This is a genomic window from Streptomyces sp. NPDC048353 (assembly GCF_055587165.1).
Genome location: NZ_JBVJGU010000003.1, coordinates 174,595 through 186,182, shown reverse-complemented (window position 1 = coordinate 186,182; position 11,588 = coordinate 174,595). Strand labels below are relative to the sequence as shown.

Genomic DNA, 11,588 nt, shown 5'->3' with positions numbered 1-11,588 from the left:
CAGGTTGATGAGGCAACGGTGGCAGTGGGCAGGAGCGGCGTGGAGTGGACGGGTGCGGTGAGCCAGCGTCTCCGGTGCTGTGTCTGCGGCGGGTCGACCGAGGGGGCCGAGGACTACGTACTTATCGAACTGACGGCGCAGTTCTCTGACGCGCGCCAATGTCTGGGTGCGCATGCGAAGCACCTGAGCTCCGTCCTTGCAGAAGGCTTCTCCGTGGAGGTTCACCAGATGTAAGGCTGCCGTCATGAGCTAGCGCGCTCTTGGTCCGCAGCCAGGGTGGAGGCCCTCATTTCGTTCTGAGTGTGTTGGGTACGGAGAAGGCGCCGTCACGGAACGGGGCGAAAGGACGTCGGCCCGCGTCTGGCGAGGCACAGCAGAGCCTGGGTGTGGTGTGTTCACTGAGTACCAGGAGCGCGAACCACGGCCTTTCGCTCTAGCGTGTCATAGCCGCCCCTGGGTCGTGGTTGATACCGGATTGCTCCACGCTCGTACACCGCATCGAGACGGCCGCGCTCGTCACCGGCTTCGTCGGTTTCGTGCAGCACGAGTACCCGGCCGGGCGCGAGACCGCCGCCGCCATCGCGGCCGTGGTGCTCGGGGCGCTGACGGCCGTGGCGCGTCGCCGGTGACCGCACGCCGGCCTCACCGCGTGGTCGGCCCGACCGCCGGGCGGGGCCAGTCCGTAGACGACGGCCGTGTTCCCGGTGCTCGACGGCATCAAGGGAGCTGCTCGGCGGCAAGCCCGGCGCGGGACGATGGTCCGGGGGCGGGGCTGACGCCTTCTCCGCTGGCGGCGGAGCCGGTGGACGCCACGAATCCGGCAGCGCGGTCGCACTGCCTGAGGGGCCAGGGTTGTGACATCGGCTTCGAGGTGATGGGCGTCGCCGAGCGTGACAAAGTCTCGCACGCATCGCAGTCCCTGACGAAGGAGTACGAACCTCGGTGCCGATGTCACGCAGGGTACGACCCTTCGCACTCCTGTCGTGGGAGCACTCCTTGGGACGACGCAGTCAGTCCCGATCGGACGGCGGCTGGTCGACGCGGCCGCCCTTGTGCGGCGCGGGGATGTAGCCCTGTGCACCGCTGGGCAGTGCGGCGACACACGCCGCTGAGCAGGCGTTCACCAAGAGGGGCAATACGTCGGTGGCCACGCGCAGTGAAATCCACATCTGCTGGAGCCCAGCCTGTCCGATCGGGCGGTCGCATACGCTGCATCTGTGGACGGCCGTGGTGCCCCAGCGCCGGGGATCCAGGTTCTCCGGGGCGAGGCCTGTGACGGAGTCCAGTGAAGGCTGCAGGTGCGGGAACGGCGGTCGCGACTTGTAGTTGCCGAACAATGCGCGCGTACTCACCGTGCTGCGGGTGAGCTTCTCGCACCGGGTGAGCTCGTAAGGAAACCAGTGCAGCCGGTAAGAGGTGTAGGGCGAGAACGCCTCCAAGTTCGTCATGGCCCCGATCTCGGGCGGGATCCGGACCAGATTGCTGCCGTAGAGCACAAGGTGCTTGACCATCGTGAGCCGCGCGATGCTCGGAGGCAGGGTGATGATCTGCCGCCGCTCCTCCGGGCTGAGTTCCAGGAGGGGGCGAAACTCCTCGCGCCCGTCGGCGGCGGCTTCGTCAATCAGCTCCAGCAGGCGCCTCCAACCCGGAGCGGACGTATCCTGCCGCTCGGTGTGAAATCCGACGCGGCCTCGCGGGTGCGGCTTGGACTGGTCGAAACACGCGCAGGCATCCTGGCGAATTCCGCGCCGTTCCGGGGTTGGATCCGACGTGTCGCCCCAGCGGTTCACATAGAGCTGTGGCTCTCTCTCGCTCGTCATGGCGCAAAGATACGAGGACGGACGCAAACCCCATGAGGCCAGCACCTCATCTGTGGAGCTCGACCGTGCTGCTCACCGTGGTGGGACATCAGCGGCGCGGCAAGAGGACGACACCAGCAGCGTCGTCCCCTGCCCCGCTTCCGAGAAGGAACACCCGGCTGTTGTTGTACTTGCTCAGCTCGCTGCGAAGCCGCTGGAGCGCACGGCCCGGCCCGGCGATCGCGAAGGCCAAGTACGCACCGAAGCTCGGGACCGGCGCCTAATCGCTCGATCCTCCGCACCAATACGGAAGGCGCTGAACGCTCGCGCGAGAGGTTAGTTCTGCGCAGGCCGGAGCCGTCCGATGGAGCGCTCATCTGTCAGCCACTCATCGGCTTCATGCTGGGCGATGAGTGCTGCCAGGCCGGCTCGGATCTCGGGCTGCTGCCGACCGAACGCGGCACGCGTCGAAGTCACCGAACGGCATGCGCGCTCTCCTCTGTGATTGGCCGCTGGACCGGAGGACTGGCTGCCCTTCACCGACTGGCGAGACGCCCTGCGCGAGACCCGGACCGGCAGCGCTCGCCTCGTTGTATCCGGCTCCCGCCCGTCCGTAGCCCTCGCCGCCTTCTCAAGTGCGAGACACGGTGGGCCCCGGAGGGGCGGCTCTTGGGGTGGTGATCTTTGACCTCGGCGGAGCGGGGCGGGCGCGGTCGCAGGAGTGGCGCCTGCAGAACGAGACGATCTGTGGCCGCGGTAGGAGGCTCCGTATCTCCGGCGACACCGCGCCGGAGGTAGGCGTCGACTGGGCGGGGTCGGCGTCAGCGCGCCCCGTAGGGTGGTCTGATGTTCGATCAGTTGGAGATCAGGGTGTTGCCGCCGGGACCCCGGTTCGCGGCTCAGGTGCGGTTCTGGGTCAACGGCGAGGACATCGTCGAAGAGGCAGTCGACAAGGGCGGCCGCGGGCCGTACGCCGCCGAGGTGCTGCCGGCGGGGCGGCCCAGCCCACTCCGGGCCACCGGAGAGGCCCGCCGCCTGGAGCTGGGGGAACCCGAGTGCACTGGCGGGTGCTGCGGCTTCCTGACCGTGGTCGTGCAGCGGTTCGGCGAGATCGTGCAGTGGTCGGACTGGGAGGTCCCATCGCCGGCGCACATCCCCGCGCCGTGCCCCCGCCCGCCGGAGCTCCACTTCGACGCCGTTCAATACGACACCGAAGTGGCCCGTGCTGAGGCGGACCGCTGGTGGCGGGTGTACTCGTAAGCCCAGTGCCGCGCGCCCTGCCCGACTGGGGAAACCGAGCGCGGCGCCCCCTACGCCGACCGCGAGACGCCGGCGATTCGCAGCCACGGCAGGGCGGAAACCGGCACTGCCAACGGGTGGGGCGGCTTCAGGTGCCGGTCTGGAGTAGGTGGTGGGCTTCCAGGGGCCGGTCTGGGCGTCAGTTGGTGATTACTGGGCCTCGGTGTGCTCACGAGAGGGAGCGTCAGCGCATGGACCAGCGCGGCCTGGACCGCTGGCTCGCGCGTCAGGGACATGTAGGCGCTCCGGAAAGACGTTCGCTGTCTGCCGTCTAGTCTCGCCTCTTGAGGGGGGATTTTGGAAAAGCCGATCTTGCTTGAGTCCATCAGGTACTCCGCCGTGTGCCAGGGGTGCGGTGCCGAGGCGGAGTGGTGCGGTGTTCAGGCGCTGGTGGGCGAGGCACTGCGGTGGGATGTTGAGTCGACGTGTCCGGCCTGCGGGTTTGCCCTGGCTGTGTGTGACGGTGACCTGCCGGAGGAACTGCGTGGCCGACTGCTCTCCGAGCACGGGCGGGCAAGGTTGCGGGTAGCACCGCCGACGCGGAACGCCGCCATCATGCGGGTGCTGCGGGCGGAACTCGGCATCGGCCTGGACGGCGTCCAGGCCGTGCTGGAGCAGGTCTTGACCGGGCAGTACTCAGGAACCCTGCCTGAGATGGAGCTCCTGGCGCGGAAGCTGCGGGCATCAGGCATCGAAGCGGCCGCTTCACGGACGGTGGATTGAGTGCGCCTGCCGGGTGGAACGGCTGGGTTCGGCCAGGACGCCCGCCGCCCGCTACATGCTGCATGAGCACCCGGCCGTACGAGAGACCGCCGCCGCGCTCGCCCGCCGATGTGGACGCCGGCACCGGCCTGCGCGAGTGCTCGCTCCCGAAGATGTGCGCGAGCTCGCCGGTGATGTCCCGATCGCGGGCGGGGCGGGCGCGTTCGCCGCGCCCGCCGAGGTGCCGGCGAACGACCCTGCGTCCAGCCCGGTCACGTCCTGGCGACAGGGGCTACGGCTCATCGATGGCCTCGGCCGTGGACCGCAAGGCCGCATGTGCTGGGTGCAGCGCGCCACACGCCGCGTCGGCTGCGGAGAGCAACGGAGGGAGCGCAGCGGCCTTGAGATCGGTGACAGGCCCCTGCACTGAGAGGTCATCTCATGTGGTGACTGCCTGTGGGGAATCCGCGACGAAGCGGGCCATCTGCCGCAGGCGGTGCCAGTACTCAGGGTGGTCCACTTCCTCGAGTACAGGTATGACCTGGTCCAAGCGGTCGATGCAGCGAAGCAGACCGCTTCGACCTCGCACTTCAAGCTCGCCACCGTTCTTGATCCAGATAAAGACGAAGCCTGCGGTGTCCGAGTCCAGCATCACCAGGTCGAAGCCGGCCCGGTCCGCGCCAGCCAATCTGGGAGGAAAGGGCAATTTCATGAACTCTTCGAACAGGCGTGCAACGGCCACAAGTGCAGTCTCTTTGCTCACGCTCGCCATCATGGCGCAGCTTGCACATCGCATGGAGTCGTCGCGAGTCTGCAGTAGCAGATGAGGGCGCGAGCGAGGAGGTGCTCGGCTTTGCGTCCGTAGCGGCGGTGCAGCCGACGGCAGCCGGCGAGCCAGGCCATAATCCGTTAGATGGCCCAGCGGCGTCGTCCGAGCCGCTGTGAGGTCTCGACGCCCTTGCGGGCGATGCGGTGCCGGACGCGCCTCGCTATGCCAGCCTCTGCCGCAGGTGGCGGTAGTCGTAGCCCTTCGCGGCGTGGAGTTTGCCGGGCTGGCGTCGGCCGAGGCGGGAGCGGATCGGGGGTATGCCCTTCACCAGCGGTGCGCCGGTGCGCTCCACCGGCGCGTACGGCCGGGCGTAGGGGGTGCGAGTGTGGGCGAAGCCGGCCCGTACCGCAGATGTGCGACGATCCCGACGTGTCCATATCTGCCCCTCCGCCGTCCGATGCGCTGCGCTCGCCCATGCGTCCCGCTTCGGCGATGTCCGTCCTGGCAGCGCTGCTGGATCGCTCATTGGATCAGATGGCGGAGGCTGCGGCAGACGTCCGGCTGTTCGACCGGGAAGCCATTCGTGCGGCGTCGGATGTGTGGGACAACAATCTGTTTCCACTGTTCTGGGCCGCAAGCACGTCCAACGCCGGTCGACGCGAGCGGCGGGCGAGGACCGTACTGGAGTGGATGGCCGGTCTCGGCGAGCGGCGGCGCGGATGGATGACGGAACAGGCCACGATCGCCGGGTACGACATCGAAGCGCTCCTACCACCGGCCAAGCCTCACACGCCAGGCCGCGACTATCTCGGACACGTCATGGCACCGCAATGCCGGCTTGCGCGCCAGAACGTGGATGAGCTGGCCCACGACTACGATCTGGCGACGGCGTCCGTCCGCCACCTGAGCGTAGAACGTGCCGGTACTCGCCTGACCGCCTTTCTCCAGCTGGTCGTTGACCGCAAGTTCGCCGTCGATGAGGCCGCGCCGCCTGCCCTGCTGGACGTGTGGCTGGATGGCGTCACCGATATCGCCTTCGACCCTTCCGGCACACGGGGAGTGGTCCTGGACGCCGGAGAGCGGGAGCTCGGAATGTCCCTGGGCCCGGGCGGCCGGCTCCGCGCCGCCGGTGGTGAGTATCGCCTGGACGACCGTTCATGGCACCTGTCGGCCGCCGGTCGACGCGCGGACGCAGTCACCCCTCCTCGCACCAGCCGGTCGGGGCGCCCGCGTCGGCCGCCAGGTGGAGACTTGGGCTCCGACGCGTACGCTGCCGCAGCACTTCTGCGCCACGCCATGCTCGAGTTCCGCTCGGTGCGCTATGCCGCCCGCGCGGATCGCGTTCCCGTGCTGAAGCTGTGCCGAGCTTTCTCCGGAGCGGGTGAAGCGATCCTGGCCGCCGGGGCGCAACGTGGCGCCCGCCGCCGTGATGCGGCTTTCCTCGACGTCATCCGGACCTGGGCCGACCAAGGCGGTCCGGACATCACCCGCTAATTCTCGGCCACCCTCGGGACACAGGTAGGCCGCCCCGACATCGTCGAGACACCACCGGCTCCTGAACGAACACCTCCCTCCCTCGCCGACGACCCACCCGTGTCGGGTACGCCTGCACAGGCAGTTCTCGTCATGGCTGCCTGGACGGCGGCACACATCGACTACGAGACAGAGCGTCCGGCCGCCGCGCAGCTCCAACTCGCCCTGCCACCCCGCGCCCACCCACGAGGGCTCTTCAGTACCTTGGCGACTGCGCACTGTCGGCTGCACCGAGCCGAAGTCCTTCCACCTCCACGCCGACGCGTTCCAAGGGACCGGCCCGTTCGTCCAGGCAGGGAAGCCCACTGCTGCCTGCAGCCTTGACCTTCACCAAGGCGCCCTGTTCATCGCGGCCGCAGACGACTGGAGTGCGTCAGTGAGCTGACCCTCGCCCAGCGCCGGTATCGCTCATCGGTCCGCGAGATCGACCGGCCTGACACCGACCCCCAGGACTACGCCCGGCCGCCCTGCTCGCCGTGCGACCCACAAGCCAGTCAGACAGCGGCGCAATCTGACGCTCGCGGCACACTGCCCTCACCACCCGCGCGAAGCAAGGGGGTTGAGGCTCTGCCCCGTCCTGCGCGGCCGGCCCTACGAGCCGGGCCTGGACGAGCAGATCGTGCGGACGGTCGTCGGCGACTTCACAGGCCCGGCGGGTCCAGGGTGACGACCGCCTCAAAACCTTGAACAACACCGCCTTCCGGCCCCCGCCACCCGCTGCTCCCGGCGAGCCCGCCCGAGCCTCTGGTACGACACCCCACGCGATCCGCGTACCAGAGGACTTGCCGGCCCGGACCGTGATCGACGGGCACAGGTGACGACCGAACGGCTCACGCCCCACCACGCCGAACGCGGCATGTCCGTTCGTCGCGTCGGGTCGTCCGACACGGCGGCGGCCCCGAATCTCCGACCAGGAGATCCGGGGCCGCCGGATGCGTGGCGTTCTCGACCCACGGCCACGCGGTGGGGGGGCCTTGTCGGGCGGGTTATCCGGCGTCGCTGAACCGGGCCGCGGAAGCCCGCAGGAATCCGCCACCGGCCGCGGTGATCGACACCTTGGGGGCCTGGCCGGCCGCGAAGTCGTAGGTTCCGAGGTCGATCCAGCCGGTCCCCGCGGTGTTCTGGTTGACGGTCTTGGTCTGGTTGCCGGTCGCCGTGGTGATCGTGTAGGTGACCCACGTCGCGCTGGTGCCGCCCGGAAGGGCGACCTCGACCTTGTAGGTCGACGCGGCCGCCTTGGCCGGGGCCGTCCACACCACACGGGGCGCGGGCGATGCCGTGGGATCGGCGTAGACGCTGGGATACCCGTCCGTGGTGGTGAGGGCGCTGGTGGTCCAGGTACCGGTGGTGCTGAAGGGGCGGGTGCCGTCGGTGCCGGGAGTGGTGTCGGCGGGGGTGACGATGGCGCCGCAGGCGGTGGTGCCGCCGGTGCCCAGGGGAGTGGTGGCGGTGGACAGGATGGTTCCGGTGCCGGCCTGGACGGTGTAGGAGCCGCCGTTGGCGCCGAGGGCGAACTGGGTGGCGCTGCCCGCGACCTTGGTGGTCGTGGTGGTGCCGCAGACGGTCCGGTTGACGTTGTAGAAGGCCGGTGCGGGGTCGGAGGCGGTCCAGGTCAGGGTCTTGCCGCCCTGCTCGCCGGTGATCTTGGCGTTGGTCGCGGGGGCCTGGGTGGTGGTGAGGGTGCCGGTCCAGGCGGTCGAAGTGCCGTCCGCGCCCACGGCCTTGACGGACACGGGGTAGTTGGTGCCGGGCTTGAGGTGGCTGACGGGGATCAGGTCGACGGCCGAGCGGTTGACCTGGAACGGGGTGCCGCCCGCGACGGAGACTTCGTAGCGGATGGTGCCGGAGGCCGGGGTGACGGCGATGGCGCCGGAGGTGGGCCCGCCGAGGGTGCCCGTGACCTGCAGTGCCGGAGCCTGGTCGGTCCGGGGAACGGTGCCCTCGACCTTCTCGCTCCAGGCGGTCGACGCGGTGCCGTCAGTGTTCAGACGCCGGATCTGCAGCGCGTACGTGTGTCCGGGGGTCAGGCCCTCCACACGGGTGCCGGGCCGGTTGGTGGTCTGGTAGTCCTTCACCTTCGTGTCGGACGCGGTGTCGGTCACCGTGACCTGGAACGTGCCGTTGCGCTGGGCGTTGGCGGCACTGCTGGTCTCGGTGAAACCGAGCACCAGGCCCTGGTCGACGGGCATGACCTTCACGGGGTTCGGACCGTAGGGAAGGGTGCCGTTCGGGGTGAGCTTGGCGGTGGCCGGGGCGCTGCTTCCGGCCGTGTTGTCGGTGGTGATGGAGAGCGTGTACTCGGTGCCGTTGGTCAGACCGGTGAGGTCGGCGAAGGGCTCGTACGTGGTCTTCGCCGCGGCGACGGTGCCGTCGGGCGCGGTGGCCTTGACGGTGTGCTTCAGGCCCTCGACGGGGTCGCTGAAGCGGACGCGTGCGGAGCCGTCGGCGACGGCCGTGCCGGTGATCTCGGGCTTCGCCGGAGCCTTGAGGTCCTTGAAGGAGACGGCCTCCTGGAAGCCGAGCGGGGACAGCAGGGAGACGCGGACCCGCGCGGCGTCGTCGCTGTGCTTCCAGGCCACCGGGACCTGCAGCGCGGGGTCGCCCGGCTCGATCTTCGGCAGGTCCACCACGGCGCCGCCGACGACCTTGCCGTCGGTGTCCGTGACCCTCACCGCCAGCTTGTAGCCGGACAGCGTCCACGACGGACCGGCCGTGGCCAGCGGCCCGCGCGGAGTGACCGTCACCACCGTCTCATCGGTGCCGTTGTCGTTCTCCACCCCGGCCACCGCGATGCTCTTCACCGGCGCGTTCGCGGCCTGCACGGCCCCGTAGGAGGCCTTCGGACGGCCCCACACGTCCACGTCGCCGTATCCGCGCACCTTGTTCGGGCTGCTGTCGGCGTAGGTGCTGCGGTAGTCGTTGTAGGTCCACTGCGACCAGCCGAACAAATAGTCCTTGTTCGCGAAGTACGACTGGGCCATGTCGCCGGTGGTGGTCTTCTGATCGAGGCTCTCCTGGCTGGTGAGGTAACCGCCCTGGCTGGAGAACCTCATGTCGGTGCTGTACTCCGAGATGAACATCGGCTTCGTCGGGTAGAGCTTGTGGGCCCACTGCACCCCGCCGTCGAAGTTGCCGTACAGGTTGATGGCCGCGAAGTCCATGTACTGCATGCCGTCCTTGGCGCCGCAGTTGGTCTCACCCGTGGCGCACGGGACCTTCGACGGTTCGTTGATCTTGTTGTTCACCTGGGTGACGAACCGGCTGGGGTCGATGTTCTTCGAGAAGGCGGCCATCCGCCTGTCGTACGTCCTGCCCGCCTCGGTGTGCGAGGCGAGTTCGTTGCCGACGGACCAGGCGAAGATGCTGGGGTGGTTGAAGTCCTTCTGGACCTGCTCGGCCATCTGCTGCTTGATGTTGGGCAGGGCGGTCGTCAGGTTGGCGTTGTCACCCCAGACGGGGGTCTCGCCGATGATGAGCATGCCGATGCGGTCGGCGTAGTCCAGGACGGCGGGCGCCTGGGCGTAGTGCATGAGCCGGGTCACGCTCATGCCCGCGGTCTTCATCATGTCCAGATCGTGACGGACCTGGGCGACGGGCTCGGTGCTGCCGTTCACCGGGTCGTCGGAGACGCGGTTGGCGCCGGCGACCTTGAGCTTCTTGCCGTTGAGCAGCATGTCGGTGCCGGCGATCTGGAGCCGGCGGATGCCGAAGGTGTCGCTGATCGCGTGGACGACCGTGCTGGGGGCGGAGCTGACGGCGAGGGAGGCGTTGAGGCGGTAGAGGTCGGGGTCGTCGAGTTGCCAGAGGGAGTAGGTGTCCGCGTCCAGGTCGGCGTGGAGGGTGACGGGTGCGGTCTGTCCGGCGGGGATGGTCGCGGTTCCGGTGAGGCCGGTCGCTCCGGGAACGTCCGCGCCGGTGGCGGCCGAGGTGATGGAACCCTTGACGGTGACCTGCTGGTCGCTCGTGCCGGTGTTGCGTACGAAGACCTTGCTCGTGACCGAGGCGGTGCCGTCGGTCAGGTTCGGCGTGGCGGTGATCTCCTGTCGCGTGGCGGACAGCGACCGTGTGGTCGTGAGACTCACGTCCCGGGACAGACCGCCCCAGGGGTACCAGGCGCCGGTGGTGACGGTGTTGTCGGCCTTGACGACCACGGTGTTCGTGCCGGTGGTGTCGAGGGCGGAGGTCACGTCCATCTGGAATTCGGTGTAACCACCGGTGTGCGTGTCGCTCTCGGACCAGACGAGGCCGGTGCCGTCCTTGCCGTTGTCCGCGTCGTGGGACGCGTCCTTGAGGGCCAGGCTCTTGACCGGCTTGCCGTTCACCCACACCTGGCAGGTCCGGTAGCAGGCGTCGAAGGTGAGCCAGTAGCGGGCGTAGGCGTCACCGCGGTGCGCGACGGTGAAGGAGCGCTGGTACCAGGCGACGCCCCGGTAGTTGTTGTAGGCGTCCCGGGTGTCCCAGTTGCCGGGGACGGGCAGGCTGTCCCAGCCGGCGGTGTCGGCGCCGGGGGTGGAGAGCTTGACCGGGTCGACCGGGGTGGCGGCGTTCTCGGTCTTGAAGTTCCAGGTGCCGTTGAGGCTCTGGGAGGGGTTGCCGTGGGTGACCTGGTGGCCGGGCGCGTCCTGGTCGGGTGCCTGGAAGGTGCATCCCTTGGCGGTGGTGGGATGACCCGCCGGAATGCCGGTGAGCGAACGGACCGTTACCGGGCCCACGGCTATCCTGCTGTGGTACGAGCCCAGGGCGAAGGTGCCCCCGGCCGTGGGGGAGGTCTCCGCCGCGACGAGGCGTCCACCGAGGTAGACGGCCGTCACCCCGCCCGCGCGCACGATCCGCACGTCGAGCCAGTCGCCCGTCGTGACCGGTGAGTCCCCCGAGCACTCGACGGGGCCGGCCAGGGGCGCGGTGATCTGGACTCCCGCTCGTCCGTTGGGCTTCACTCCCGTGATCTGGGCGGCGAGGCTCTTCGTCGTCGGGTTGCCGGCGTCCTGCATGTCCATCACGAACGACACGGTGCCGTCCGGGCGGATCTCGTCGACACGGACCCTGGTCGTCAGCTCGTACGCGCCGGGCAGGGTCAGGGCGCCGGAGGGGCGCAGGTAGCTCCCGCCCGTCGCCGACGTGGTGTCGACCGTCAGTGCGCCGGCCCGCGCCGTCCAGTCGGCGCCGCCGGCGGGCGTCCGGGTCTTCGTCCAGTGAACCAGGCCGCCGGAGAAGTCATCGCTGAACACCGTGTCGGCGGCGGTCTCCTGGGCCGCGAACGTGCCGGACGGGGCCGCGGGTGCGGCGAACGCGGGCGGTGCCGCGAAACCGACGACCAGTGCCGTCACCGCGGCGAACGCGCCGATCGTGGGACGTCTCATCGAAGAGAACAAGGCTAGGCCTCCTTGACAGGAAAATGACTTCCGAGTGCGGGGATGCCCTCGGGTACTCGCTCATCCGGGTGATTCGATCCGCACACCAAATCGGTCGTGCAGCATTGGACGTTC

The 11,588-nt window shown here is 69.1% G+C and carries 7 protein-coding genes and 1 pseudogene; 4 read left to right on the top strand and 4 right to left on the bottom strand.

Annotated features, from left to right (window positions below):
* The first annotated feature begins 464 nt into the window (after positions 1 to 464).
* Positions 465 to 629, top strand: a complete 165-nt coding sequence (locus ACZ6RC_RS11305; RefSeq protein ID WP_469581161.1) for a hypothetical protein — start codon at positions 465 to 467, stop codon at positions 627 to 629.
* Between the two features lie 381 nt (positions 630 to 1,010).
* Here the strand turns inward: ACZ6RC_RS11305 and ACZ6RC_RS11300 are convergent, their stop codons facing one another.
* On the bottom strand, positions 1,011 to 1,820 hold the full coding sequence (locus tag ACZ6RC_RS11300; RefSeq protein WP_469581159.1) for a leucine-rich repeat domain-containing protein: 810 nt from the start codon (positions 1,818 to 1,820) through the stop codon (positions 1,011 to 1,013).
* An 825-nt stretch (positions 1,821 to 2,645) separates the two neighbouring features.
* Between ACZ6RC_RS11300 and ACZ6RC_RS11295 the strand changes: the two genes are divergently transcribed.
* Complete coding sequence (locus tag ACZ6RC_RS11295) at positions 2,646 to 3,059, top strand: hypothetical protein (protein ID WP_469581157.1); 414 nt, start codon at positions 2,646 to 2,648, stop codon at positions 3,057 to 3,059.
* Positions 3,060 to 3,395: 336 nt separating this feature from the next.
* Positions 3,396 to 3,821: a hypothetical protein gene (locus ACZ6RC_RS11290; RefSeq protein WP_469581154.1), complete on the top strand. Its 426-nt coding sequence runs from the start codon at positions 3,396 to 3,398 to the stop codon at positions 3,819 to 3,821.
* Between the two features lie 418 nt (positions 3,822 to 4,239).
* Here ACZ6RC_RS11290 and ACZ6RC_RS11285 read toward each other — a convergent pair whose 3' ends face one another.
* Positions 4,240 to 4,563, bottom strand: a complete 324-nt coding sequence (locus tag ACZ6RC_RS11285) for a hypothetical protein (RefSeq protein ID WP_469581152.1) — start codon at positions 4,561 to 4,563, stop codon at positions 4,240 to 4,242.
* An 8-nt stretch (positions 4,564 to 4,571) separates the two neighbouring features.
* Positions 4,572 to 4,903: pseudogene (locus ACZ6RC_RS11280) on the bottom strand (hypothetical protein); the annotation flags it as partial.
* A 95-nt stretch (positions 4,904 to 4,998) separates the two neighbouring features.
* On the opposite strand from ACZ6RC_RS11280, the gene ACZ6RC_RS11275 reads away from it, so the two are divergent.
* The gene (locus ACZ6RC_RS11275) at positions 4,999 to 6,063 is read left to right on the top strand and encodes a hypothetical protein (protein WP_469581149.1); all 1,065 of its coding nucleotides are present in this window, start codon (positions 4,999 to 5,001) and stop codon (positions 6,061 to 6,063) included.
* A gap of 1,025 nt (positions 6,064 to 7,088) precedes the next feature.
* On the opposite strand, the gene ACZ6RC_RS11270 is transcribed toward ACZ6RC_RS11275, so the two are convergent.
* The gene (locus ACZ6RC_RS11270; RefSeq protein ID WP_469581145.1) at positions 7,089 to 11,462 is read right to left on the bottom strand and encodes a glycoside hydrolase family 2 TIM barrel-domain containing protein; all 4,374 of its coding nucleotides are present in this window, start codon (positions 11,460 to 11,462) and stop codon (positions 7,089 to 7,091) included.
* Positions 11,463 to 11,588: the final 126 nt, after the last annotated feature.

Bases quoted from the DNA above. Each gene is read 5' to 3' on its own strand.
- ACZ6RC_RS11300 (WP_469581159.1), bottom strand. From the start codon at position 1,820: ATGACGAGCGAGAGAGAGCCACAGCTCTATGTGAACCGCTGGGGCGAC.
- ACZ6RC_RS11295 (WP_469581157.1), top strand. From the start codon at position 2,646: ATGTTCGATCAGTTGGAGATCAGGGTGTTGCCGCCGGGACCCCGGTTC.
- ACZ6RC_RS11270 (WP_469581145.1), bottom strand. From the start codon at position 11,462: ATGAGACGTCCCACGATCGGCGCGTTCGCCGCGGTGACGGCACTGGTC.